Here is a 24,088-nt window from a genome sequence, read left to right as displayed (position 1 = left end):
CTATTGTGCGGGCTGGGGCCTCGTACGGATAGCGTCTGCACTATGTCTGATGCTGCGCAGCCCACCGCTGCCGAGGTACGCGCCGCCGCCGAGGCGGTCAAGACCGCGCTCGACCGCCATCTGGCCGCGGTCGAACGCAGGACGGGGGAGGACGACCCGGCCGTCTACGAGGCGTTCAACGAGCTGGCCGCGGCCGCCGAGGCGTACGACGAACTGCTCTACGACCGCTACGACGAGGTCACGCCCTTCGAGATCCCCGGCGCGGACGACTCCCTGCCGCCGTACACCGGACCCGAGGAGCCGAACGCGCTCAGCGTGCTGATCCGCCGGGACTACGCCGTCGCGGAGCCACAGCGGTTGCTCGCCCAGGCCCAGCGGATCGAGGCGGCGGACGGCGAGGGCACGGAGACCGCGGGCACCGTGCACGGAGCCCTCGGCATCCTGTTCGGCGAGTTCGAACCGGACGAGATCGCCTCCCGGCACAAGGAGTTCGGCCTGGAGGAGGGCGACTCCACGCTGTGGGTGCTCGCCGCCGACGAACCGGCCGAACCGGGCGAGTGGCTGGAGGCCCCGTTCGACCAGGCCGATCCGCAGCGGGTGGTCTGCCGGTTCGACGTGAGCGCGGTCTTCGACGACCTCGACGAGGACGAGGACGAGGACGGCGGCGACGGCGAGGATCTCGCGGCAGACCTGGACGAACTCGACGACCTCGAGGAGATCGAGGACATCGAGGAGATCGAGGGCGAGGATCTGGACGGGGACCTGGAGCCGCTGGACGCCGACCGGCGCTAGGCGACCTACGTCCGCGGGCAGCGCGAAGGCACACGGCGGCGGCCGGCACGGGGGAGACCCGTCCCGGCCGCCGCCGTGTCCCGCCTCTTGCCCGGCGGCTCAGCCGGCCGGCGGGACCTGGGTCCGCAGCAGGACCGGCAGCCGGGTCGTGCGCGGCTTCGCCGGGACCTCGGCGACGGCTCTCGCCAGCGCCTGGTCGACACCGTGCACCACGGACAGATGCCGCTCCGCCCGCCCGAACGCCGTGTACACCCAGGGCCGGGAGAGAGCCTGCGCGGCGTCGCCGGGTAGCACCACGACCGCCGCCGGCCACCGGCTGCCCAGCGCCTGGTGCGCGGTCAGCGCCCAGCCGTGCCGCACCGACTGCTCCACCCGCTCCTTCGGTACGACGACGGGGGCGCCCGCACAGGACAGGTGCAGCCCGTCCGCGTCGGCCTTCTCCACCCGGCCCAGCTGGGTCCGCCCCGGCGCGGGGGAGTGGGCGACCACGTCCCCGGGGTCGAAGCCGCCGAAGCGGCCGGGACCGGGGTTGAGGCGCTCCTTGAGCGCGGCGTTCAGCGCGCGGGTGCCGGCCGCGCCGCCATGGCCCGGGGTGATCACCACCGTCCGGCCGGGCTCGACGCCGAAGGCTCGCGGCACCGAGTCCAGCACGAGCTGCAGGGTCCGGTGCACCGCCTCGGCCGCGTCCCGCACCGGCACGATCACCAGCTCCTTGCCGGGCGCCTCGACCTGGTTGAGCTCGCCGATGCCGATCCCGGAGAGCAACTCGCCGAGCGGGCCGGGGTCGGGCGTGCGCGAGGCGATCTGCGGGCACACCCGGGCCGCGAGCAGATCGGCGAAGACCCGGCCCGGACCGGCCGACCACAGCTCCGCCGGATCACCGCTCAGCACCAGCCGGGCGCCGTCCGGCAGCGACTCCACCACCATCGCGGCGCTCTCCACGTCGAGTCGCGGCGCGTCCGGCACGATCAGCAGGTCCAGGGCGAGCGCTCCGTCGGCGTCCCGGCCGGGGCCCTCGGTGCCCGCGAGCAGCCCGTGGACGGTGACGGCGGCGCCCTCCTCGCCCGCCCGGGCCGCGATGCGGTCCCGGCCGTCGGGGGTGTGACAGGCCGCGACCGCGCGCAGACCCAGGGAGCGGGCGGCGCTGAGCAGCGCGGCCGGTTCGGCGCGGGCGGCCTCGCCGCCGGTGTGCAGCACCAGGCCGTGCCCGGCGACGGCGCGGATCAGCTCGGCGGCGCTGCCGGACGCCGAGGCCGCGGCCGACTCCCACCCCGCCTCCGTGGCGGCCTCCTTGGCCAGGGAGTTCACGATCCTGGCCAGGCCGTCCGCGAGGCTCTCCTCGGCGAGCGCGTACCGCTCCAGGCCGACCAGGACCCGGACCGGACGGTCGTCCTCGGCCTCTTCGGTGGCGTCCTCGGAATCGTCGGTGGCTGCCGAGGCCTGGGCGGCGGATGCGCCGGCGGGTGCCCCGGGCTCCTCCACCGCGTCCTGGAAGGCGAGCGCCTCGCCCTCGGCCAGCGCGCTCTGCACGGCCGCGTCGGCGTCCGGCACGGACCGCTGGGCGAGCGCCGTGGTGAGCGCCGGGAGTTCCAGCGCGGTGTGACCGGCCAGGGCCGCCTGTTCCAGGAGCCAGACCGTCAGCGCGCGGCCCCGGCGCTCGTCGTCGGGGGCGCACTCCGCCCCGAGCAGGGCCCGTGCGAAGCCGTCGGCCTGCTCGGGCCGGACGCCGCCGACCCGCAGCAGGTGCCAGGGGTCCTCCCGCAGCAGGTCCTCCGCGCCCTCGCCGAGTGCCCCGGCGACCTGCGCGGCGAGCGCCTCGGGGGCACCGCCGTCGGTCAGCACGCGCCGTACGGCCGCCACGGTCTCCTCGGCGGGGGCCGGGGCGGCGGCCGGGGTCCCGGCGGGCGCCGGCTGCGGGTGCCGTACAGGCTCCCGGTCGGCGGGCCGGCGCGGGGGTTCCGGCGCGCTGAAGACGGTGGCCGCGGGCTTGGCCCCGCCCTCCACGGCACGGACCGCCGCGAGCAGATCGGCGGCCTTGCCGCTGAGCTTGGCCCCGCTGTCGATGGGCCCCGCCCTGTCGGCCCTGCGCCGCTCGATCCGCTCCCGCTCCAGCTTCTGCGCGGCGAGCTCGGCCTGGGCCTCGGTGACCTGCGCGGCGCTTTCGCCCGCGGCGCTTTCGCCCGCGGCGGCCGGTGTCGCGGCGGTCTCCTCGGTCTCGCTCCCGGTCGTGGCCGGGGCGCTGTCGTCACCGTCCGGTGTTCCCGGCCCGGTGTTCTCGGTCTCGTCCGAGGAATCCGGTTCCGTGCTCACAGCGTGCTCCAGTCGTGATCGGGATAGCGGTGCACGGGCGCCGACACGTCGTCGAGAGCCCGGCAGATCTCGTCAGGAAGAGTAAGGGCCTCCACTGACAACGCCGCCGTGAGCTGCTGCGCGTTGCGCGCGCCGACCACCGGGGCGGCCACGCCGGGCCGGTCGCGGACCCAGGCCAGGGCGACCTGGAGCGGGGTCACCGCGAGGCCGTCCGCCGCGGTGGTCACGGCGTCGACGATGCGGCTCGCGGTGTCGTCGAGGTACGGCTCGACGAAGGGCGCGAAGTGGTCGGAGGCGGCGCGCGAGTCGGGCGGCAGGGCGTCGCCCCGGTACTTGCCGGTGAGGACGCCCCGGCCGAGCGGCGAGGAGGGCAGCAGGCCGATGCCCAGGTCCAGCGCGGCCGGGAGCACCTCGCGCTCCACGCCGCGCTGCAGCAGTGAGTACTCCATCTGTGTACTGGCGAGCCGGGTGCGGGCGCCGGGTGCGGCGAGCTGCCAGGTGGCGGCCTTGGCGAGCTGCCAGCCGCAGAAGTTGGACACGCCGGCGTAGCGGGCGCGGCCGCTGGCGACAGCGATGTCGAGGGCCTGGAGCGTCTCCTCCAGCGGGGTGTCCGGGTCGAAGGCGTGGACGTGCCAGATGTCGACGTGGTCCGTGCCGAGCCGGGCGAGGGAGGAGTCCAGGGCGGCGAGGAGATGGCCCCGGGAGCCGTCGAAGCGGCGGTCCGGGTCGGGCACGCTGCCCGCCTTGGTGGAGATGATCAGGTCGCGCCGGGGCACCAGGCCGTCTATGAGCCGTCCCAGCAGGTACTCGGCCTCTCCGTCGCCGTACACGTCCGCCGTGTCGACGAGGGTGCCGCCCGCCTCCCAGAACGTCTTCAAGAGGTCCGCGGCGTCGTGCTCGTCGGTGTCACGCCCCCAGGTCAGGGTGCCGAGCCCGATGCGGGACACACGCAGGCCGGTGCGGCCGAGATGCCTCTGCTCCATGAACGCCGAGATTACTGGCCAGAACTGGGCCGTGGGTTGCCTGTGGACAACGGAATCTCCGCGCGTCACCCACGGACCCCGGCCACCCCACCGTCCCGCTGCCCCGCAGGCCACACGCCCGACCACCCTCCCGAGACACCCGCCGTTCCGCCAACTCCCCTCCACCGCACGCCCGCCCCACCCCACCCCTTCACCGCCCGCCCGCCCCACCCCACTCCCCCCGCGCCACCACGCGACCCTCGCCACACCGCCCTCCCGGCTCCCCGTCCCCCGCGCTAAGGTCGGCACGACAGCGTCGTTACTGATCGGTAAGGGGAATCGGCCATGCAGCTCGGGATCAACCTCGGCTACTGGGGTGCCGGAATGGACGGGGACAACCTGGCCGTCGCCCAGGAGGCCGACCGCCTCGGGTACGCCGTCTGCTGGGCCGCCGAGGCCTACGGCTCGGACGCCGCCACCGTGCTGAGCTGGGTCGCGGCCAAGACGGAGCGGATCGATGTCGGCTCGGCCATCTTCCAGATCCCGGCGCGTCAGCCCGCGATGACCGCGATGACCGCCGCCACCCTCGACTCCCTCTCCGGCGGCCGTTTCCGCCTCGGCCTCGGCGTCTCCGGACCGCAGGTCTCCGAGGGCTGGTACGGCGTCAAGTTCGACAAGCCGCTGTCCCGCACCCGCGAGTACGTCGAGATCGTACGGAAGGCGATGACGCGCGAGCGGCTGTCGTACGCGGGCGAGCACTGGACGCTGCCCCTGCCCGACGGCCCCGGCAAGCCGATCAAGCTGACCGTGCACCCCGAGCGCGAGCACATCCCGCTGTACATCGCCGCCATCGGCCCGAAGAACCTGGAGCAGACCGGCGAGATCGCCGACGGCGCGCTGCTGATCTTCCCGTCCGCCGAGCACATCGAGGACACCGCGCTCCGGCACATCCGGGCCGGACGCGAGAAGGCCGGGAAGACCCTGGAGGGCTTCGACGTCTGCCCGACGCTGCCGCTCGCCGTCGGCGACGACAAGGACGTCGAGAAGCTCGCCGACACCTTCCGCCCGTACACCGCCCTGTACGTCGGCGGCATGGGCAGCCGCAAGCAGAACTTCTACAACCAGCTCGCCCGGCGCATGGGCTACGAGGAGGCGGCCGCCGAGGTCCAGGACAAGTACCTGGCCGGCGACAAGCAGGGCGCCGCCGCCGCGGTCCCGCACGACCTGATCGACCGGACCACGCTGCTCGGTTCGGTGGAGCGGATCGCCGACCGGATGAAGGCCTACGCGGCGGCCGGCGTCACCACCCTCACCCTCGCCCCCGCCGGCTTCACCCTTGACGAGCGCCTCGCCTCGCTGCGCGCGGGCTCGCGCGCGCTGGAGCTCGCCGGCCTGGTGTAGGGAAATTCCAGCGGCCGTGGTGGGGGCTCGGGGGTCTTCCCCGCCACGGCCGTCACGGAGAACAACGCGCCGGAGCGCGCGCGGTTACGCCCCACGTCGGCGCCGTGGGCCTCATCCTTTCGGCCGAGTCCCCGGACACATCTGTTGCGGGCTGTGTCGTCCCGCATTTGACTGATTTGCATGCTTTCGGCCAAGAGTCTGTTCCAGGAGATCCTCGACCACGACGAGTCGTTCGCGCTGTTCTGCTCCATCGCCGCCGGCGGGGAGTCGCAGGGCGGCTGGGAGAACGCCCGGATCGCCGCGCTCGTCCCGCCGGACCAGCGCGACCTCGCCCCCAAGATCGCCCGGCACGGCGCCGACGAGGACAAGCACGGCCGCATCTTCAACGCCCTGATGAAGAAGCGCGGTGTCCGGCCCGTCCCGGTGCCGCCGGAGACCGACTACACGATGCTCCTGGAGCGCAGCGGCATCGGCCTCGCCCACGACAGGCTCCGGGCCGACCGGCCGCTGACCGTCCAGGACATCGTCACCTACCTCGCCCACAGCCGGGTCACCGAGCAGCGCGCCTCCGAGCAGATGGACCTGCTGTGCAGGTACTTCGCCGACCACCCCGACATCGGCCGCGCGGTGAAGATGATCTCCCACGACGAGGACAACCACCTCGCCTACTGCCACGAGGAACTGCTGCGCTTCGCCCACGCCGGGCACGGCCGCGCCATCCAGCGCACCCTGCGCGTGTGCGCGCTCGCCGAGATCCGGGTCTACCGCGACGTCAGCCTCGCCGTCATGGCCCACATGGGCCGCATCCTGGGCTGGCCGAAGGCCAAGTCCGCGGTCCTCGCGGCCGGTATCCACGGCCTGTACGCCTGGGAGCGGTTCGCGGGCTGGCGGCGGATGGTGTCCCTGGAGATGCCCGAGCGCCGCGACGCCCTCGGCGGACCCGCGACCCCCGCCCCGGAATACGCCTGAGCGGGGGAGCTACAGCCAGCCCCGTCGCTTGAACAGCCGGTACAGCAGCACCTCCAGGGCGGCCATCAGCGCGATCACCGCCGGGTACGACCACAGCCAGTGCAGCTCCGGCATGTGGTCGAAGTTCATGCCGTAGACCCCGGCGATCATCGTCGGCACGGCCGCCATCGCCGCCCACGCGGAGATCTTCCGCATGTCGTCGTTCTGGCGGACGCTCATCTGCGCCAGATGCGCGCTGAGGATGTCGGAGACCAGCCGGTCCAGGCCCTCCACGGACTCGTTCACGCGCGTGAGGTGGTCGCTGACGTCCCGGAAGAAGTGCCGTGCCTTCTCGCTGACGAAGGGCAGTTCCGAGCCGAGGCCGCCGACGTCCGCCAGGCGGGTCATCGGCGGCATCAGGGGGACGGACGCGCGGCGGAACTCCAGGAGCTGCCGCTTGAAGCGGTAGATCCGCGATGCGGTGTTCCGCGAACCGCCGCCCGACGGCGAGAACACCTCCGCCTCCAGTTCCTCCAGATCGGTGCCGAGCTCGGTCACCACTTCCAGGTAGTGGTCGACGATCGCGTCCGCGATGGCGTACAGCACCGCCGTGGGCCCCTTGGCGAGGATCTCCGGCTCCTCCTCCAGCCGCCGCCGCACGGAGCCCAGCGGCGAGCCCTCGCCGTGGCGGACGGTGACCACGAAGGCGTCGCCGAGGAAGACCATGATCTCGCCGGAGGAGACGGCGTCGCTCTCGGGCTCGTACACGACCGGCTTGAACACCTGGAACAGCGAGTCGTGGTACACCTCCAGCTTGGGCCGCTGGTGGGCGTTGAGGGCGTCCTCCACGGCGAGCGGATGCAGCCCGAACTCCTCGGTGACGTGCTCGAACTCCTGCTCGGTGGGCTCGTACAGCCCGATCCACACGAAACCGCCCGACGCGCGCGCCTCGGCCAGGGCGTCGGAGAGATCCTCCGGCCCCTCCGCGCGGTGCCCGTCGCGGTAGATCCCGCAGTCGACGATCACGGAGCGTATTCTCCCCTCGACGGACCCCCGGCGCACGCGCGCGTGTGCCCAGGGCCCTTCTGACGGCACGCCGAGAGCACGTGCCGGACGCCGCTCCTTCTCCCGCGGAGATCCGTCAGAAGGGCCCTAGGCTGGTCCGCATGCCCACGCTGATCCTCGTCCGGCACGGACGTTCGACCGCCAACACCTCCGGATTGCTCGCCGGCTGGACGCCCGGCGTCGCCCTCGACGAGCGCGGAGCCGCACAGGCCGCCGCGCTGCCCGGCAGGCTGGAGGGGCTGCCGCTCGCCGAGGTCGTCGCGAGCCCCCTGCAGCGCTGCCAGGAGACGATCCGGCCCCTCCTCGACGCCCGCCCCGGCCTGTCCGTCCACACCGACGAGCGGATCGGGGAGGCGCACTACGGCGACTGGTCGGGGCGCAAACTCGCCGAACTGATGGACGAACCCCTGATGGAGGTCGTCCAGGCGCACCCGTCCGCGGCCGCCTTCCCCGGCGGCGAGTCCATGCGCGCCATGCAGACCCGCGCGGCCGAGGCCGTACGCGAGTGGAACGCGCGCGTGGAGCGCGACCACGGCGCCGACGCCGTCTATCTGATGTGCTCCCACGGCGACATCATCAAGTCGCTCGTGGCGGACGCCCTCGGACTCCATCTCGACCTCTTCCAGCGGATCTCCGTCGAACCGTGTTCCATCACAGCGATCCGTTACACCCGGCTGCGGCCCTTTCTCGTACGCCTCGGCGACACCGGCGACTTCGCCTCGCTGGCGCCGCGGGAGGAACCCCCGAGCGGTGACGCGACGGTCGGGGGCGGCGCGGGCGCACCGTGATCGTCGGCCGCAGTAGGGTGAAGCGGTCCACACACACGCGTACACGCATGGACGTTCCCGAACCCACGACTCCCATGGAGACAGGACGTGTCCCGTCAGGTGTTCCTCTACGACCCACCGGACCGCTTCGTGGCCGGTACGGTCGGACTGCCCGGGCGCCGTACCTTCTTCCTCCAGGCCACCGCAGGCGCCCGGGTGACCAGCGTGGCCCTGGAGAAGACCCAGGTCGCCGCGCTCGCCGAGCGCATGGACGAGCTGCTGGACGAGGTCGTACGCCGTAGCGGCGGAAGCGCCTCGGTGCCCGCCGTGGCGCCCGCCGAGAACGCCGACACGGGCCCCCTCGACGCCCCCGTCGAGGAGGAGTTCCGGGTCGGCACCATGGCCCTCGCCTGGGACGGCGAGGAACAGCGCATGATCGTCGAGGCGCAGGCGCTCGTGGAGCTCGAGGCGGACTCCGAGGAGGATCTCGCCGAGGCCGAGGAACGCCTCCTGCAGGACGAGGAGAACGGGCCCCCGATGCTGCGGGTCCGGCTCACCGGCGCCCAGGCGAGAGCCTTCGCCAAGCGCGCCCTCGACGTCGTCAACGCCGGCCGGCCGCCGTGCCCGCTGTGCAGCCTGCCGCTCGACCCGGAAGGACACGTATGTCCGCGCCAGAACGGATACCGCCGCGGGGCGTGACGACCACCGACCCGGCCTCCGCCGAGCTTCTCGCCCGGGGCGGGCTGACCGTACGGGGCCGGATCCGCGACGCCTCCAACGCGGCCCTGTACTGCACCGTCACCCATGAGGGCCGGGAGGCCGCCTGCGTCTACAAGCCCGTGGCCGGCGAGCGACCCCTGTGGGACTTCCCCGACGGCAACCTCGCCCGCCGCGAGGTCGCCGCCTACGAGGTCTCCGAGGCGACCGGCTGGGGCCTGGTGCCGCCCACCGTGCTGCGCGACGGCCCGTACGGCGAGGGCATGTGCCAGCTGTGGATCGAGGTGGCCCCCGAGGCCGAACTGCTCGCCCTGGTCGACGGCGAGGAACCGGAGCCGGGCTGGAAGGCGATCGGGTTCGCCGAGGTCGGCGAGGGGCGGACCGCGCTGCTGGTGCACGCCGACGACGAGCGGCTGCGACGGCTCGCCGTCCTCGACGCGGTGATCAACAACGCCGACCGCAAGGGCGGCCACCTGCTGCCCACCGCCGACGGCCGGCTCTACGGCATCGACCACGGAGTGACCTTCAACACCGAGAACAAGCTGCGCACCCTCCTGTGGGGCTGGGCGGGGGAGCCCCTGACCGGAGAGGCCCTGGACGTCCTCAAGGGCCTCAGGGCCGCGCTGGAGCCCTCCGGGACGCTCACCGGCACTCTGTCCGCCCTGGTCACACGGGATGAGGTCGACGCCACGCGCGCGCGGGTCGAGGCGCTGCTGGAGAGCGGGAAGCACCCCGAGCCGAGCGGCGAGTGGCCCGCCATCCCCTGGCCGCCGGTGTAACGGGACGGGTGCACCCGGGGATGCACACGGGGCGGAAACACGCAAGAGCGCCTTCCCGGTCATCCGGCCCGCTCCGGCTCGTATGCACAACATCCGTCCGGGTTACGCTCATGACATGCATGCCTGGCCCGCTTCCGAGGTCCCCGCCCTGCCTGGTCAGGGCCGCGACCTGAGGATCCACGACACCGCGACCGGTGGCTTGGTCACCCTTGATCCCGGTCCCGTCGCCCGTCTCTACGTCTGCGGCATCACGCCGTACGACGCGACCCACATGGGTCACGCGGCGACCTACAACGCGTTCGACCTCGTGCAGCGCGTGTGGCTCGACACCAAGCGGCAGGTTCAGTACGTCCAGAACGTCACCGACGTCGACGACCCGCTCCTCGAGCGCGCGGAGCGCGACGGCGTCGACTGGGTCGCCCTCGCCGAGAAGGAGACCGCCCTCTTCCGCGAGGACATGACCGCCCTGCGGATGCTCCCCCCGCAGCACTACATAGGCGCCGTCGAGGCGATACCCGGCATCGTCCCGCTCGTCGAACGGCTCCGGGACGCGGGCGCCGCCTACGAGCTGGACGGCGACATCTACTTCTCCGTCGAGTCCGACCCGAACTTCGGCCAGGTCTCGAACCTCGACGCCGCCGCCATGCGCCTCCTTTCCGCGGAGCGCGGCGGAGACCCGGACCGCCCGGGCAAGAAGAACCCCCTCGACCCGATGCTCTGGATGGCCGCCCGCGAGGGCGAGCCCAGCTGGGACGGCGGCTCCCTGGGCCGCGGCCGCCCCGGCTGGCACATCGAGTGCGTCGCCATCGCCCTGGACCACCTCGGCATGACCTTCGACATCCAGGGCGGCGGCTCCGACCTCGCCTTCCCGCACCACGAGATGGGCGCCTCGCACGCCCAGGTGCTCACCGGCGAGTTCCCCATGGCCAAGGCCTACGTCCACGCCGGCATGGTCGCCCTGCACGGCGAGAAGATGTCCAAGTCCAAGGGCAACCTCGTCTTCGTCTCCCGGCTCCGCGCGGACGGCGTCGACCCCGCCGCGATCCGCCTCTCCCTGCTCGCCCACCACTACCGGGCCGACTGGGAGTGGACCGACCAGGTCCTCGCCGACGCCGTCGCCCGCCTCGGCCGCTGGCGCGCCGCCGTCTCCCGCCCCGACGGACCGCCCGCCGAGGCCCTGGTGGACGAGATCCGCGAGGCCCTCGCGCACGACCTCGACGCCCCGGCCGCGCTGGCCGCCGTCGACCGCTGGGCGGCCCTCCAGGAGGAGCGCGGCGGCACCGACATCAGCGCCCCCGGAGTCGTCTCCCGGGCCGTCGACGCCCTGCTCGGCGTCGCGCTGTAAACCGCGTACGAGGGGCCCTTCGCCGGTTCGTCCGGTGAAGGGCCCTTCCTTACTGTCGAAATGCTGTGGACCGCCCACGAGAGGCTGTGGCCGGCGGGGTCCATGTGGTGAGGTGGGGCGGTAGTTGACCGCTGGACCGGCCAACTGCCGGTCCCCTTCGCGGAAGGACGCTCCGTGGCACCCACACACGGTTCCTTCGCACATCCCCTCTCCCGCCGCAGACTGCTCGCGATCGGCACCGCGACCTTAGGCGCCGCCTCCCTCGGCACGTCCGCCCACGCCGCCGCCTCCTGGCCGGACGTCATCCCCCTGCCCGACGGCTTCCGCCCCGAGGGCATCGCCATCGGCCGCGCCCCCTACGCCTACCTCGGCTCCCTCGGCGACGGCTCGATCTACCGCGCCGATCTGCGCACCGGCGAGGGCGCCATCGTCTCGGCGGGACCCGGCACCGCCTCCGTCGGTCTCAAACTCGACGACCGGGGGCGGCTGTTCGTCGCCGGACGCGACGCCGGCGCCCGGGTCGTGGACGCGCGCAGCGGCGAGATCCTCGCCTCCTACCCGCTCGCCACCACCACCCCCACCTTCACCAACGACGTGTACCTGACCCCGCGCGCGGCCTGGTTCACCGACTCCTTCCAGCCGGTCCTGTACGCCCTGCCGCTCGGCCGGCGCGGTGAACTCCCGGACGCCGCCGACGTCGTACGCCTCCCGCTGAGCGGTGACTGGACCCAGGCCGACGACGGATCCGTGAACGCCAACGGCATCACCCGCACCCCGGACGGCTCGGCGCTCCTCGTCGTCCAGAGCGGCGCCGGGGGACTGCACCGCGTCGACCCGCGCACCGGCGTCACCACCCTGGTCGACCTCGGGGACGCGGCCCCCCTCACCAACGGCGACGGGCTGCTGCGCACCGGGCGCACGCTGTACGTCGTACAGAACCGGCAGAACGCGATCGACGTGTTCACCCTGGCCGCCGACGGCCGCAGCGGTGTCTTCCGGCGCCGCATCACCGACGCCGACTTCGACGTGCCGACCACGGTGGCCGCCTTCGGCAGCCGGCTCTATCTGCCCAACGCCCGGTTCACGACGACGCCGACACCCACGACGACGTACGCGGTCGTCGCCGTCCCGGCATGACGGAAGGGGCGGTGCGTTCCGAGAAACGCACCGCCCCCATCAGCACCGCCCGGGTCACACCGGCGCGATCACACCGCCGCGATCAGTGCTCCGACGAATCCTCGTCCCCGGGCGAGTCCCCGGTGTCACTGGCCTCACCAGCCTCACCGGCCTCACCCGCCTCACCGGTCTCCCCGCTCGGCCTCGGCGGCCTCGGCGGCCGGGTCCGCTCCCCGGGGTCCGGCGGCCCCCCGCCGTCCCGGCGCCGCAGATAGCGCTCGAACTCACGGGCGATCGCCTCGCCCGACGCCTCCGGCAGCTCCGCCGTGTCGCGGGCCTCCTCCAGCGTCTGCACGTACTCCGCGACCTCGCTGTCCTCCGCCGCCAGCTGGTCCACGCCCACCTGCCACGCCCGCGCGTCCTCGGGCAGCTCGCCCAGCGGGATCCGCACGTCGATCAGGTCCTCGAGCCGGTTGAGCAGCGCCAGCGTCGCCTTCGGGTTCGGCGGCTGGGAGACGTAGTGCGGTACGGCCGCCCACAGCGACACCGCAGGCACCCCCGCGTGCGTGCACGCCTCCTGGAGCACGCCGACGATGCCCGTCGGGCCCTCGTACTTGGTCTCCTCCAGGTCCATCCGCTGCGCCAGATCGGCGTCGGACGTCGTCCCGCTGATCGGGACCGGTCGGGTGTGCGGGGTGTCCCCGAGCAGGGCGCCCAGGATGACCACCAGCTCCACGCCCAGCTCGTGCGCGAAGCCGAGCAGCTCGTTGCAGAACGAGCGCCAGCGCATGGACGGTTCGATACCGCGCACGAGCACCAGATCCCGTGGCTTCTCGCCGCCGACCCGCACCACGGACAACCTTGTCGTGGGCCACGTGATCTTGCGCACGCCGCCGTCCATGAACACCGTGGGACGGTTCACCTGGAAGTCGTAGTAGTCCTCGGCGTCCAGCGCCGCGAACACCTCGCCCTTCCACTCCCGCTCCAGATGCGCGACCGCGGTGGAGGCGGCGTCGCCGGCATCGTTCCAGCCCTCGAACGCGGCCACCATGACCGGGTCGATCAGCTCGGGAACCCCCTCGAGCTCGATCACCCAGCGCCTCCTTCCGACGTGCCCTCGCCTGACCACCCAACCTTACGGCGTTCCGCGGGGGCGCCCGCAGCCCCCTTGCACGGGGGAGTGAACGGATCACTGCCCCGTTCGCCACGCTCGAACACCCCGCGCAACCCCCCTCTCGGACGGCGCGCTCAGAGGGTGGACCGCAGCCAGTGCTCCACGCTGGCGATGTGCACGGTCGCCCAGGACCGCGCCGCCTCCGCGTCCCGGTCGCGCAGCGCCGCCAGGATCGCGCGGTGCTCGCGCAGGGTCCCGGCGACCGCGTCCTCCTGTGTCAGCCCCCGCCAGATCCGCGCCCGCGTGGTCGGCCCGGACAGCCCGTCGAGCAGCGAGCACAGCACCGAGTTCCCCGCGCTCTGCACGATGCCCCGGTGGAACTCCAGGTCGCAGGCGACCAGCTCCTCCACCGACGGCGCGTCCCCCAGCTTGTCCAACTGGGCGTCCAGCGCGTCCAGTTGCTGCTCGCTGATCCGCAGGGCGGCCATCGCGGTCGCGGCCGGCTCCAGGATGCGGCGCACCGCCAGGAACTCCAGGACCGTGTCGTCGCGGTGGAAGTCGACGACGAACGACAGCGCCTCCAGGAGCAGTTGGGGATCGAGGCTGGTCACATAAGTGCCGTCGCCCTGGCGCACGTCCAGGATCCGGATCAGCGACAGGGCGCGCACCGCCTCCCGCAACGAGTTGCGGGACAGCCCCAGTTCGGCGGCCAGCTCGCTCTCCTTCGGCAGCCGGTCGCCGGGGCGCAGCGCACCCGAGACGATCATGCCCTTGATCTTCTCGATCGCTTCGTCGGTGACTGCCACGACCGGCCTCCCTCTCGCTTCCCGACCAGCTCGGACATCGGCCCGGACATCGGCCCGGACATCGGCCCAGACATCGGATGTCTCAGGTCATTATGAGCACGGCACCGCGTCGCTGGGGAGTGATCGGACGAGAACCTCCAGGTCGGCGACCGCCGCCCGCTCGTCGAGCGTCCTCAGCGCACGGTCCCGCATCAGCACCCGCCCGTCCACGACCGTGTCCCGCACATCCGCCGAGTGCGCCGCGTACGCCAGCGTCGACCACGGGTCGTGCGCCGGTCGCAGATGGGGCGCGTTCAGATCCAGCACGATGAGATCGGCCCGCTTGCCCGCCTCCAGGGACCCCAGCCGGTCCCCGAGCCCCAGCGCCCGAGCCCCCTCGGCCGTCGCCATCCGTACGGCCTGCTCGGCGCCGACCGCCGTGGGGTCGCCGCCCGCCTTGTGCACGAGCGCCGCCTGCCGCACCGCTCCCAGCACGTCCAGCGAGTTGGAGCTGACCGCCCCGTCCGTCCCCAGCCCCACGGTCACGCCCGCGCTCAGCAGCCTCGGCACCGGCGCGATCCCGCACCCCAGCTTCAGGTTCGACACCGGACAGTGCGCGACGGCCGTACCCGTGCGGGCCAGCGCCGCGATCTCCGGCCCGGTCAGATCCACGGCATGCGCGAGCAGCACATCGGGGCCGAGCAGCCCGAGCGAGTCCAGCAGCTCCACCGGCCGCTTCCCGTACCGCACCTCGACGGTCGCCACCTCGGTCGCGTTCTCCGCCGCGTGCAGGTGCACGAGCGCCCCGAACTCCCGGGCCAGCGCGAACACCTCGGTGAGCTGCCCGGGGGAGAGGGTGTACGCCGAGTGCGCGAAGACCACCGGCCGGTGCCCGCCGCGCGCCGCGCCCCGGGCCTCGAGATCCCGCCGCGCCCAGTCCAGCCGCGCCCCGAAGTCCCTGCCGTCCGGCGGCTCCGGCACGTCCATGAAGGTCGGCCCGGTCAGCAGCCGCCAGCCCGCCGCGCGCGCCGCCTCCTCGGCCGCCTCGTGGAACCAGTACATGTCCAGCGCCGAGGTCACCCCGGCCCGTACGCTCTCCGCGATCGCCAGGCGGACCGCCGCCGCCACGTTCTTCGGCTCCAGCAGCTCGGCCTCCCACCGCAGCACCCGCTCCAGGAACCCCTGGAGCGTGACGTCGTCGGCACGGCCCCGCAGCAGGGTCATCGCGAGGTGCGTATGGGTGTTGATCAGTCCGGGCAGGACCAGACAGCCCTCGGCGTCGATCTCCTCGGCGGCCTCGTACCGCTCACGAAGGTCCGCCGACGGACCCACGGCGAGGATCTCTCCGTCGTGGACGGCGACCGCCCCGTCCCGTACGACGGTCCCGGCCTCGTCGACCGTGAGCACGTCACCGCCGTGCACCAGCAGATCGATGCTCACGCCTGATCCCCCTCGGCCAGCAGCCGCAGCGCCTCCAGCGACACCACCGCGCCCCGCTCGACCCCGGCCGCGACGACCTCCCGGTGCGGGTCGTAGCGGCCCGTCGAAAAGGGTGCCTCCTCGTCGACCAGCTCGTCGGCGTTCGCCCCGTCCACGACCAGCACACCGCCGGCCACCAGCCCGCGCAGCGAGGCCGTGACCAGCAGCGCCGACAGCTCCATCTCGATCGCCGCGAGCCCCGCGCCGTCGTAGGAGAAGAGGGGGAGGAGCCCCGGCTGGAAGGCCGCCCGGGTCCACACCAGCCCCCGGTGGTGCGGGGCGCCCTGCTCGCGGGCCGCCCGCTGCAGCGCGAACACCGCCTCGGGGCTGGAGACCGCCGGGTACTCCGGGGGCAGCAGCTGATGCGTGACACCGTCGTCGCGGACGGCCGCCTCCGCGATGACCAGGTCGCCGTCGGCGATCCCCGGCTTCATCGCGCCCGCCGTACCGAACCGCAGGAAGACCGTCACGCCCGCTTCCGCCAGCTCCTGGAACAGCAGGATCGCGCCCGGCGCGCCCACCCCGTGCGAGGCGACGACCACCGGCACGCCCTTCCAGCTCCCGCTGAACACCCGGTACTCGCGGTGGTACGACACCTCCTCGGCGCCGTCGAGCAGCGCGGCGACGGCGGCGGCGCGCGCAGGGTCGCCGACGACCACCGCGTGCGCCGGCAGACCGGTGCGGGGGATGCGGGTGATGGGCAGGAGGTCCTGCGTCATGAACGTGCTCCAGAGGGACGGGGGGTACGACGGCGGCGGGCCGTCGTCAGGAACAGGGCGCCGAGCGTGACGACGTACGGCGCGGCGTCGGTCGCCTGCTGTGGCAGGCCGAGGCCCTGGAGACGGAACCCGGCCGCCTCCGCGAGCCCGAACAGCAGCGCCGCGAGCAGCACTCCGAGCGGCGCGGCCCGGCCCAGCATGACGGCCACGACAGCGATCCAACCACGGCCGGCCGTCATGTTCTCGGTGAACAACGTGACGTTGCCGAGGGCGAGTTGGGCGCCGGCGAGACCGCACAACACCCCGGACAGCAGGATCACGCCGTACTGGTACGTCGCCGGACGCACCCCGAGCGTGGCCGCCGCGTCGGGCGCCTCGCCGACCCCGCGCAGCCGCAGCCCCCACACATGCCGGGACAGCAGCAGCGCGGCCACCGCGACCGCCGCCCACGAGAGGTGGGCGAGCGGGCTGAAGCCGCCGATCAGCGGGAGCCCCTGGAGGGACGGGTCGTCGAAGGTGCCCTGCACACCGAAGACCGTGCGCAGCAGGAAGCTGGTCAGTCCGACGGCGAGGAGGTTCATGGCGATGCCGAGGACCACCGCGTCGCCCTTCAGCGTCACCGCGCCCAGGGCCAGGATCAGCGAGTACGCCGCCGCCGCGAGGGCCGCCGCGAGGACGCCCAGCCAGGGGCTGCCGGTGAACCAGCTGGTCGCCACCGAGGTGAAGCAACCCAGCAGCATCATGCCTTCGAGGCCGATGTTGAACACCCCGGCCCGCTCGCACAGGGCACCGCCCAGCGCGGCCAGCAGGATCGGGGTCAGCGCGCGCAGCGCCGACATCAGAAGATCGGAGTCGAGGAACATCAGACGGCCTCCCGCTTCCGGAACAGACGGGCGGGGAACCGCAGTCGGGCCGCCAGGAACACGATCACGATGGCCTGGAGCACCTGCGTCAGCTCGCGCGGCACCTCGGTCGTCCGCTCCATCGCCAGCCCGCCGACCTGGAGGACGGCGAAGAAGAACGCGGCGACCACCGTGCCGAGCGGGGCCGCGCCGGCCAGCAGCGCCGCCGTCAGCCCGGTCCAGGTGTAACCGGGCGCGGTCAGCGAGCCGTCCACGAAGCGGTACGGGAAGCTCAGCACCCCGATGGCGCCCACGAGTCCGGCGAGACCTCCGGAGACGGACATCAGCTTCAGCGTCAGCCCGCGGCGTTCGACGCCGGCGTACGCGGCGAAACGGGAGTTGAGGCCCGTCATGCGGATCTCGTAGCCGAGGGCGGTGCGCCGGTCGGTGAACCAGTACGCGGCGGCGGCCACCACGACGAGCACCAGCCCGAGGGTGACCGTCGTGTCGCCGAACGCGGGCAGCGCCACACCGTCCGGCAGGGCGCGGGTCTGCGGCAGGCTGGAGCCGGGCTCCTTGAGCGGGTAGCGGGCCAGATAGGAGGCCAGCGACACCGCCGGATAGCTCAGCAGCAGACTGCTGACCAGCAGCGGGACCCCGAGGTGGTTCTCGCACAGCGCGGCCAGGACCGCGTACCCGGCGCCCGCCGCCGTGCCCGCCAGCAGCGCCAGGACGACGGTGAGGGGCGCGGGCAGCGGGGAGTTGAGGCCGGTCACGGCGGCGGTGATCCCGCCGAGGACCATCTGCCCGTCGCCGCCGAGGTTGATCAGCCCGGCCCGCAGCGGGACCGCCAGCGCGAGCGCCAGACCCAGCACGCTGGTGGTGGTCGTCAGCGTCGCGCCGATGCCGTCGCCGCCGAGTGCGCCGGTCACCACGGCCTCGTACGCCGTCAGCGGGTCCGCGCCGGTGCCGACGAGGAACAGCGCGCCGATGAGTAGGCCCGCGAGCACGGAGAAGGTGAGCGGGGAGCGCAGCGCCCCCGCGAGGGATGTATGTGTCATGTCAGTCCGTGGCCTCCGCCGCTTCCGGGGCCGGGGCGGCGGCGCCCGCCATCGCCAGGCCCAGCGTCCGCTCGTCCGCCTCCTCCTTGGTGTACGACGCCGCGACGCGGCCCTCGTACAGCACCAGGACCCGGTCCGCGAGCCCCCGGATCTCGCTCAGCTCGGCCGAGACGAGCAGGACGGCGTGACCGGCGTCGCGGTGGGCGATCAGCTGGTCGTGGATGTTCTGGATGGCGCCGATGTCCACCCCGCGCGTCGGCTGCTCGACGAGCAGCAGCGGGGCGTCATGGGCGAGTTCCCGCCCGATCAGCAGCTTCTGCAGGTTGCCCCCGGACAGGGCGGAGGCGGGCACCTCGGTGGTCGCCGCCTTGATCCCGAACCGCTCGACGAGCTTGCGGGCATGGGCGCGGACGGCGGCGGGCGGCAGCAGACCGCGCGAGGACAGGGACGTACGGTGATGCCCCATCGCCAGGTTCTCCGCGACCGTCGCGGCGGGCGCCGTACCGACCGCGTGGCGGTCCTCGGGGACGTACGCGAGGCCCTTCGCCCGGCGTTCGGCGGCCGAGGCGTGGGTGATGTCCTCGCCCCGGAGGGTGACCTCGCCCGCGGTGATCGGCCGCAGTCCGGCCAGCGCCCCGATCAGCTCGCTCTGCCCGTTGCCGGCCACGCCCGCGATGCCGACGATCTCCCCGGCGTGGACGGTGAGGTCCACTCCGTGGACGGAGTCCGTGGTGAGACCGGCGACGGCCAGCACCGCTTCCCCCGGGGTGCCCGGCGTGTGGATCCGCTCCAGCTCGACCGACCGGCCGGTCATCGCGGCGGCGATCTCGTCGGCCGTCGTCTCCGCGGTGACCAGCCGGGCGACGACCCGGCCGTCCCGCAGGACCGTCACCCGGTCGGAGCCCTCCAGCACCTCACGCAGCTTGTGGGTGACGAGGACGACCGTACGGCCCTGCGCGGTCAGCGACTTCAGGACGGCGAACAGCGCGTCCGCCTCCGCCGGGGTGAGCACGGCCGTCGGCTCGTCGAGGATCAGCGTGCGCGCGCCCCGGTGCAGCAGCTTCAGGATCTCCACCCGCTGACGCAGCCCGACCGGCAGCTCGCCCACCCGGGCGTCCGGGTCGACGGCCAGCCCGTGCTCCTCTGCCAGCTCGCGCACCCGACGGCGGGCGGCGGCCCGGTCCACCAGGCCGAAGCGGCGCGGCTCGGCGGCGTACACGACGTTCTCGGCGACCGTCAGCGAGTCGAACAGCTTGAAGCTCTGGTGGACCATGCCGAGCCCGGAGGCCATCGCGGCCGACGGGCTGGCGAAGGTCACATCCCGCCCCTCGACACGGATCGTCCCGGCATCCGGGCGCTCCATGCCGTACAGGACCGACATCAGCGTGGACTTGCCCGCGCCGTTCTCACCCATCAGGGCGTGGATCTCGCCCCGGCGGACGCTCAGGTCGACGTCGTCGTTGGCGAGCGTGCCGGGGAACCGCTTGGTGATCCCCCGGAGTTCGACCGCGAGTGCGGACTCAGGAGGCGGCGGGGTCATCGACCTTCAGCTCTCCGGACACGATCTGGTCGCGCAGCGCCTCGACCTTCGTCAGGACGTCCTTGTGGTCGGCGATCACGCACTTCGAGGAGTCGACGCCGTCCTCCAGACCGGTCAGGCTGATGCCGCCCTCCTTCAGGCCGTACGAGACGGTGGTGCCCGTCTTGCCGCCCAGCACCGCCTCGACGCCCTTCTCGACGGCGACGTCCGTGCGCTTGATCACGTTGTCGACGACCGTGCCGGGCGCCGAGGGGCACTGGTTGACGTCCACGCCGTACGCGAACGCCCCCTTGGCCTTCGCGGCCTCGAAGACGCCGTAGTTGCCGGCCGCGGCGGCCGCCATGATCTGGTCGTAGCCCTGGGAGAGCAGGGTGTTCGCCTGCTCCTTGGCGCGGGCCGAGTCGTCGAACGGCGACTGGCCGCCGACGAACCGGGTGGAGGTCGCGGTCTTCGCGGCGACCTTCCTGGCGCCGGCCGCGAACGGGTCGCTGTAGCGGCGGAACTGGGGCGTGTCGAGCACGTCCACCGCGCCGACCTTGCCCGACTTGCTCAGCAGACCGGCCTCGGCGCCCGCGAGGTAGACGCCCTCGTGCTCGCGGAACACCGCGCAGCTGACGTTCCGGTACGTCTTCGTCGTGCACGCGTCGACGATCAGGAACTGCTGCTTCGGGTTTTTCTCCGCCTGCTGGGCGACGAGGTCGGCGAACTCGAAGCCGACGAGCACGATGACGTCCGGCTTGGCGTCCACCGCGGCCTGCACGTTCTGCTGCTGGGAGGCGGTGTCGGTGGACTCGTACACCTTCTGCGTCCCGTCGTGGGCCTTCGCCGCGTCCTTGACGCCGGTGACGGCGAGCTTCAGGAACTCGTTCTGCCCGACGGCGTCCGGGGTGACGAGCGTGAAGGACGTGGCGCTGCCGCCGCTCGCGCTGTCGGAGGCGTCGTCCTTGGCGGCGGCGTTGCACGCAGTGGCGGCGCCGACGAGGAGCGCGGAGGCGGCAACTGCGTGCAGGGTACGGCGGGTTCTGCGGGACATCGGGGGGACCTTCCGGAGGTACGGCGAACCACGCTCGACGGTGAGCGGGTGAAGAGGGAGCCTGAGAGAGGTGACGGGGCGCTGGGAGAGAGGTCAGCGTCGACAGCCGTCGCCGGCACACCGGCCGAAGTCGAGGAAACGGCGCTGGGTCAGCATCACGGATTTCCTCCTTCGTCTCGGTCTGCGGACTGGGTGCTGGACTGTAACACCCGTTTCCAGACAGGTGCGCGACTGTCTCGAACTATGGTTCTCCCAGGTCATGTACGGTGGCGGACACCACCGGATCATCAGGAGTGTCCCGATATGCCCCAGGAACTGCGTGCTGTCGCCTGGACCGGAAACAGCCTTTCGCTCATCGACCAGACGCTGCTGCCGCACCGGAACGAGACCGTGGATGTCCGCGATGTGGACACATTGGTGGACGCGATCCAGCGGCTCGTCGTGCGCGGCGCCCCTGCCATCGGCGCGGCCGGTGCGTACGGCGTCGCGATAGCGATCCTCCAGGGCGAGCGCGAGGGCTGGACCGAGGCCGAGGTGCGCGCCGCCGTCGCGCGCGTGCGCGAGGCGCGCCCCACCGCCGTGAACCTCATGGTGTGCGTCGACCGGGTCATGACCCGCTTCGCCGAGGGCCTCGACACGGTCCTCGCGGAGGCGGCCGCCGTCCAGCGCGAGGACGTCGAGGCCAACCGGGCGATGGGCGCCTTCGGCGCGGACTGGCTGCTGAAGCGGGTCGGCGAGGACCGGCCGCTGCGCATCCTCACCCACTGCAACACCGGCGCCCTCGCGACCGCCGGCTGGGGCACCGCCCTCGGCGTCATCCGCGAACTCCACGCACGCGGCCGCCTCGAGGTCGTCCACGCCGACGAGACCCGCCCCCTCCTCCAGGGCTCCCGCCTCACCGCCTGGGAACTGGTCCAGGAGGGCATCCCGCACTACGTCCAGGCCGACGGGGCCGCCGCCGGCACCATCCTGCGCGGCGAGGTCGACGCGGCGATCGTCGGCGCCGACCGCATAGCCGCCAACGGCGACACCGCCAACAAGGTCGGCACCGTGGGCGTGGCCCTCGCCTGCGCCGACGCCGGCATCCCGTTCCTGGTGGCGGCGCCGACGACCACGGTGGACCTCGCCACCCCGGACGGCGACGCCATCCACATCGAACTCCGCGGCGAGGACGAGGTGCTGGAGTGGGCCGGGGTACGCACGGCTCCGGCCGCCTCGCGCGGGCACAACCCCGCCTTCGACGTGACCCCCGGGCGGTTGGTGACGGGGCTGGTCACCGAGCGGGGGGTGCTGGAGGTGTCGGCGGGTGAACTCCCGGGCGACCGGCTGAAGTAGACGCTGAAGCAGACGCAGAAAGAAGGGATCTCCGGGCAGGAGATCCCTTCTTCGTGTCAGCGGCGGGTGAGTTCCAACTCCAGCAGCCACTCGACGACTTCGGTGTGATGGCGGGCCTGCCGCGGGTTCTCCCCCCACACGTACAGCCCGTGCCCGGCCACGACCACCGCCGGCATCCGGGGTTCACGCGCGGCCTCCAGCCGGTCCCCGAGCACCTTCATGTCCTGGCTGTTGGCGATGACCGGCAGTGTCACCTCGACGTCGTGGGCGGGCTGGCCGACGCCCTTGAGCATCTCCAGGTCCCTGAAGACGATCCCGCCGGGATGACGGTGGCCCAGCGCCACGGACGCCACCGTGTGCACATGCACCACGGCCCCGGCCCCCGTCAGCGCGGCGACCCGCGCGTGCAGCTCGGCCTCGGCGGACGGCCTGCCGCCCCGCACCGCCGCCCCCCGGCCGTCCACCAGCACCACGTCGGCGGGCGTCAGCTCGCCCTTGTCGTGGCCGCTCGCGGTGACCGCGAGCCGCAGCGGGTCGCGGGAGAGCACCACGGACAGGTTCCCGGAGGTGCCCCGCATCCAGCCGAAGGAGGCGAACCGGGCGGACTCGGCGGCGAGGACCGCGCCGGCCTCTTCCAGGTCGAGTGCGGAGATGTCGGCGGTCACGTGGTGCTCCTCGAAACGGTGATCTCGTCGAACGTCCCCGCCTGCGCGTGGTCGCCGACGCCCTGCTCGTAGTACGGCTCCCCGGCCCGCCGGATCCCGACGGTGCGCCAGCCCGCCTCGCGGGCCGCGTCCAGCTCGCCCGGCCGGTCGGAGAGGAACAGGAGACGGTCCGGGGCGGTCCCGGTCGCCTCCGCGATCCGGCGGTACGACGCCGGCTCCTGCTTGGGTCCCGCGTTCTCGGTGTCGTACAGACCCGACACGAGCGGCATGAGGTCGCCCTGCGGGCTGTGCGTGAACCACGCCCGCTGCGCCGACACCGAGCCGGACGAGTAGACGTACAGCCGCAGCCCCGCCGTGTGCCAGGCGCGCAGCGCCCGGACGACGTCGTCGTAGAAGTGCGAGACGAGGTCGCCGCGCGCGAACCCCTCCGACCAGACGATGCCCTGAAGGGTCTTCAGCGGGGTCGCCTTGCGGTCCTCGTCCAGCCAGGCGTTCAGCGCCTTCTCGATCGTGGCCGCGTCGGCGTCCGGTACGCCGGTCAGCTCCCGCACCTGGGCGATCGCCCGCGCCACCGCGGGCTCGGCGGACCGCTCGGTGAGCAGTTCGGCGAACCGGGCGCGCGAGTACGGGTAGAGCACGTCGACGACGAAACCCGTGGCGCTCGTGGTGCCCTCGATGTCGAGCACCACGGCGTCCACGGTGTGACTCGGGCTCACGCGGCGCCCTGGTCGGCCGCGTACCCGGCGGCGATCGTGTCGTAGTCCGGGAAGCGGGCGGAGATGGGGGAACCGGTGAAGTTGCCGATCCAGCCGTCCTCCTCGTGGAAGAAGCGGATCGCGGTGAAGGACGGCTTCGTGCCCATGTCGAACCAGTGGGTGGTGCCGCGCGGCACGCCCAGCAGGTCGCCCTTCTCGCAGTAGACCGCGTGCACCTCGCCGTTCACGTGCAGATAGAAGATGCCGGAGCCGGAGACGAAGAAGCGGACCTCGTCATCGTCGTCGTGCGTGTGCTCCTGGAGGAACTTCTCGCGGGCCGCCTTCGCCTTCACCGGGTACTCCGGGTCGTCGCTCGGGTGCAGGCCGAGGACGTCGACAGTGGTGAAGCCCTCCTCGGCGTTGAGCTTCTCGATCTCCGGGCCGTACGCGGCGAACACGGTCTCGCTGTCGGCGTCGAACGGGACGTCCTCACGGATCGGCCACTGCTCGTAGCGCACGCCCAGCGGCTTGAGGGCCTCGGCGATCTCGGCGGGGTCGGAGGTGCGGCGGACCAGGGTCTCCGGGCCGGACTCGGACCAGGTCGTCAGCAGCGTCATG

General features: G+C 72.9%; 23 protein-coding genes. 9 read left to right on the top strand and 14 right to left on the bottom strand.

Going from position 1 to position 24,088, the window contains the following annotated elements; all coding sequences use genetic code 11:
- Positions 1-42 precede the first annotated feature (42 nt).
- Positions 43-792, top strand: a complete 750-nt coding sequence (locus tag ABZ464_RS12785; RefSeq protein WP_359274996.1) for a hypothetical protein — start codon at positions 43-45, stop codon at positions 790-792.
- A 99-nt stretch (positions 793-891) separates the two neighbouring features.
- On the opposite strand, the gene ABZ464_RS12780 is transcribed toward ABZ464_RS12785, so the two are convergent.
- Positions 892-3,102: a helix-hairpin-helix domain-containing protein gene (locus tag ABZ464_RS12780; protein WP_359274994.1), complete on the bottom strand. Its 2,211-nt coding sequence runs from the start codon at positions 3,100-3,102 to the stop codon at positions 892-894.
- A complete protein-coding gene (locus ABZ464_RS12775) occupies positions 3,099-4,085 on the bottom strand; it encodes an aldo/keto reductase (RefSeq protein WP_359274992.1) in 987 nt (328 codons plus the stop codon). Before ABZ464_RS12775 ends, ABZ464_RS12780 begins: the two co-directional genes overlap by 4 nt.
- A 324-nt stretch (positions 4,086-4,409) precedes the next feature.
- Here ABZ464_RS12775 and ABZ464_RS12770 point away from each other — a divergent pair, with 324 nt between their 5' ends.
- Positions 4,410-5,465 (top strand): LLM class F420-dependent oxidoreductase, encoded by a 1,056-nt coding sequence (locus ABZ464_RS12770; RefSeq protein ID WP_359274989.1) that lies wholly within the window; start codon positions 4,410-4,412, stop codon positions 5,463-5,465.
- A gap of 180 nt (positions 5,466-5,645) precedes the next feature.
- Positions 5,646-6,434: a ferritin-like domain-containing protein gene (locus ABZ464_RS12765; RefSeq protein WP_359274987.1), complete on the top strand. Its 789-nt coding sequence runs from the start codon at positions 5,646-5,648 to the stop codon at positions 6,432-6,434.
- Between the two features lie 9 nt (positions 6,435-6,443).
- Here ABZ464_RS12765 and corA read toward each other — a convergent pair whose 3' ends face one another.
- Positions 6,444-7,439, bottom strand: coding sequence for a magnesium/cobalt transporter CorA (gene corA, locus ABZ464_RS12760; protein ID WP_359274984.1), 996 nt, complete (start codon positions 7,437-7,439; stop codon positions 6,444-6,446).
- A gap of 140 nt (positions 7,440-7,579) precedes the next feature.
- On the opposite strand from corA, the gene ABZ464_RS12755 reads away from it, so the two are divergent.
- From ABZ464_RS12755 to ABZ464_RS12735, 5 genes are all read left to right on the top strand, one after another.
- Positions 7,580-8,266, top strand: a complete 687-nt coding sequence (locus tag ABZ464_RS12755) for a histidine phosphatase family protein (RefSeq protein WP_359274981.1) — start codon at positions 7,580-7,582, stop codon at positions 8,264-8,266.
- Positions 8,267-8,353: 87 nt separating this feature from the next.
- Complete coding sequence (locus tag ABZ464_RS12750; RefSeq protein WP_359274980.1) at positions 8,354-8,944, top strand: DUF3090 domain-containing protein; 591 nt, start codon at positions 8,354-8,356, stop codon at positions 8,942-8,944.
- A complete protein-coding gene (locus tag ABZ464_RS12745; protein ID WP_359274977.1) occupies positions 8,908-9,741 on the top strand; it encodes an SCO1664 family protein in 834 nt (277 codons plus the stop codon). Before ABZ464_RS12750 ends, ABZ464_RS12745 begins: the two co-directional genes overlap by 37 nt.
- Positions 9,742-9,856: 115 nt before the next feature.
- Complete coding sequence (mshC, locus tag ABZ464_RS12740; protein ID WP_359274975.1) at positions 9,857-11,086, top strand: cysteine--1-D-myo-inosityl 2-amino-2-deoxy-alpha-D-glucopyranoside ligase; 1,230 nt, start codon at positions 9,857-9,859, stop codon at positions 11,084-11,086.
- Between the two features lie 174 nt (positions 11,087-11,260).
- Entirely contained in the window at positions 11,261-12,223 is a 963-nt protein-coding gene (locus tag ABZ464_RS12735; protein WP_359274972.1) for a superoxide dismutase, read from the top strand.
- An 82-nt stretch (positions 12,224-12,305) separates the two neighbouring features.
- Here the strand turns inward: ABZ464_RS12735 and ABZ464_RS12730 are convergent, their stop codons facing one another.
- The 8 genes from ABZ464_RS12730 to ABZ464_RS12695 all read right to left on the bottom strand — a co-directional run bounded on the left by ABZ464_RS12730 (position 12,306) and on the right by ABZ464_RS12695 (position 20,775).
- A complete protein-coding gene (locus ABZ464_RS12730) occupies positions 12,306-13,295 on the bottom strand; it encodes a PAC2 family protein (protein WP_359274969.1) in 990 nt (329 codons plus the stop codon).
- 155 nt (positions 13,296-13,450) lie between these two features.
- Positions 13,451-14,122 (bottom strand): FadR/GntR family transcriptional regulator, encoded by a 672-nt coding sequence (locus tag ABZ464_RS12725; RefSeq protein WP_359274966.1) that lies wholly within the window; start codon positions 14,120-14,122, stop codon positions 13,451-13,453.
- Positions 14,123-14,212: 90 nt separating this feature from the next.
- Positions 14,213-15,541 (bottom strand): amidohydrolase, encoded by a 1,329-nt coding sequence (locus tag ABZ464_RS12720; protein WP_359274963.1) that lies wholly within the window; start codon positions 15,539-15,541, stop codon positions 14,213-14,215.
- On the bottom strand, positions 15,538-16,299 hold the full coding sequence (locus tag ABZ464_RS12715; RefSeq protein WP_359274961.1) for a nucleoside phosphorylase: 762 nt from the start codon (positions 16,297-16,299) through the stop codon (positions 15,538-15,540). Before ABZ464_RS12715 ends, ABZ464_RS12720 begins: the two co-directional genes overlap by 4 nt.
- Positions 16,296-17,162, bottom strand: coding sequence for an ABC transporter permease (locus tag ABZ464_RS12710; RefSeq protein ID WP_359274959.1), 867 nt, complete (start codon positions 17,160-17,162; stop codon positions 16,296-16,298). The genes ABZ464_RS12715 and ABZ464_RS12710 overlap by 4 nt, the downstream gene beginning before the upstream one ends.
- Positions 17,162-18,202: an ABC transporter permease gene (locus tag ABZ464_RS12705; protein ID WP_359274956.1), complete on the bottom strand. Its 1,041-nt coding sequence runs from the start codon at positions 18,200-18,202 to the stop codon at positions 17,162-17,164. Before ABZ464_RS12705 ends, ABZ464_RS12710 begins: the two co-directional genes overlap by 1 nt.
- 1 nt (position 18,203) lies before the next feature.
- Positions 18,204-19,742: an ABC transporter ATP-binding protein gene (locus tag ABZ464_RS12700; protein ID WP_359274953.1), complete on the bottom strand. Its 1,539-nt coding sequence runs from the start codon at positions 19,740-19,742 to the stop codon at positions 18,204-18,206.
- Entirely contained in the window at positions 19,723-20,775 is a 1,053-nt protein-coding gene (locus ABZ464_RS12695; protein ID WP_359274950.1) for a BMP family ABC transporter substrate-binding protein, read from the bottom strand. Before ABZ464_RS12695 ends, ABZ464_RS12700 begins: the two co-directional genes overlap by 20 nt.
- Before the next feature lie 303 nt (positions 20,776-21,078).
- Here ABZ464_RS12695 and mtnA point away from each other — a divergent pair, with 303 nt between their 5' ends.
- Positions 21,079-22,110 carry an S-methyl-5-thioribose-1-phosphate isomerase gene (gene mtnA / locus ABZ464_RS12690; protein ID WP_359274947.1) on the top strand — a complete coding sequence of 344 codons (1,032 nt, stop codon included), beginning with the start codon at positions 21,079-21,081 and terminating at the stop codon, positions 22,108-22,110.
- A gap of 56 nt (positions 22,111-22,166) precedes the next feature.
- On the opposite strand, the gene mtnB is transcribed toward mtnA, so the two are convergent.
- The 3 genes from mtnB to ABZ464_RS12675 are packed head-to-tail and all read right to left on the bottom strand — an operon-like array spanning position 22,167 to position 24,087.
- Entirely contained in the window at positions 22,167-22,775 is a 609-nt protein-coding gene (gene mtnB / locus ABZ464_RS12685; protein WP_359274944.1) for a methylthioribulose 1-phosphate dehydratase, read from the bottom strand.
- Positions 22,772-23,491, bottom strand: coding sequence for an acireductone synthase (gene mtnC / locus ABZ464_RS12680; protein ID WP_359274941.1), 720 nt, complete (start codon positions 23,489-23,491; stop codon positions 22,772-22,774). The genes mtnB and mtnC overlap by 4 nt, the downstream gene beginning before the upstream one ends.
- Complete coding sequence (locus ABZ464_RS12675; protein ID WP_359274939.1) at positions 23,488-24,087, bottom strand: cupin; 600 nt, start codon at positions 24,085-24,087, stop codon at positions 23,488-23,490. The genes mtnC and ABZ464_RS12675 overlap by 4 nt, the downstream gene beginning before the upstream one ends.
- Position 24,088 lies beyond the last annotated feature (1 nt).

The sequence above is a fragment of the Streptomyces sp. NPDC005820 genome (assembly GCF_040630255.1).
Taxonomy (GTDB): domain Bacteria; phylum Actinomycetota; class Actinomycetes; order Streptomycetales; family Streptomycetaceae; genus Streptomyces.
This window is presented reverse-complemented; position numbering and strand designations above follow the sequence as displayed.

What these genes read in the sequence shown, in the direction of transcription:
- ABZ464_RS12775 (WP_359274992.1), bottom strand. Translation starts at nt 4,085, where the DNA reads ATGGAGCAGAGGCATCTCGGCCGCACCGGCCTGCGTGTGTCCCGCATC.
- ABZ464_RS12700 (WP_359274953.1), bottom strand. Translation starts at nt 19,742, where the DNA reads ATGACCCCGCCGCCTCCTGAGTCCGCACTCGCGGTCGAACTCCGGGGG.
- ABZ464_RS12770 (WP_359274989.1), top strand. Translation starts at nt 4,410, where the DNA reads ATGCAGCTCGGGATCAACCTCGGCTACTGGGGTGCCGGAATGGACGGG.
- ABZ464_RS12695 (WP_359274950.1), bottom strand. Translation starts at nt 20,775, where the DNA reads ATGTCCCGCAGAACCCGCCGTACCCTGCACGCAGTTGCCGCCTCCGCG.
- mtnA (WP_359274947.1), top strand. Translation starts at nt 21,079, where the DNA reads ATGCCCCAGGAACTGCGTGCTGTCGCCTGGACCGGAAACAGCCTTTCG.
- ABZ464_RS12745 (WP_359274977.1), top strand. Translation starts at nt 8,908, where the DNA reads ATGTCCGCGCCAGAACGGATACCGCCGCGGGGCGTGACGACCACCGAC.
- ABZ464_RS12755 (WP_359274981.1), top strand. Translation starts at nt 7,580, where the DNA reads ATGCCCACGCTGATCCTCGTCCGGCACGGACGTTCGACCGCCAACACC.
- ABZ464_RS12710 (WP_359274959.1), bottom strand. Translation starts at nt 17,162, where the DNA reads ATGTTCCTCGACTCCGATCTTCTGATGTCGGCGCTGCGCGCGCTGACC.
- ABZ464_RS12705 (WP_359274956.1), bottom strand. Translation starts at nt 18,202, where the DNA reads ATGACACATACATCCCTCGCGGGGGCGCTGCGCTCCCCGCTCACCTTC.
- ABZ464_RS12715 (WP_359274961.1), bottom strand. Translation starts at nt 16,299, where the DNA reads ATGACGCAGGACCTCCTGCCCATCACCCGCATCCCCCGCACCGGTCTG.
- ABZ464_RS12675 (WP_359274939.1), bottom strand. Translation starts at nt 24,087, where the DNA reads ATGACGCTGCTGACGACCTGGTCCGAGTCCGGCCCGGAGACCCTGGTC.
- ABZ464_RS12785 (WP_359274996.1), top strand. Translation starts at nt 43, where the DNA reads ATGTCTGATGCTGCGCAGCCCACCGCTGCCGAGGTACGCGCCGCCGCC.
- mshC (WP_359274975.1), top strand. Translation starts at nt 9,857, where the DNA reads ATGCATGCCTGGCCCGCTTCCGAGGTCCCCGCCCTGCCTGGTCAGGGC.
- ABZ464_RS12765 (WP_359274987.1), top strand. Translation starts at nt 5,646, where the DNA reads ATGCTTTCGGCCAAGAGTCTGTTCCAGGAGATCCTCGACCACGACGAG.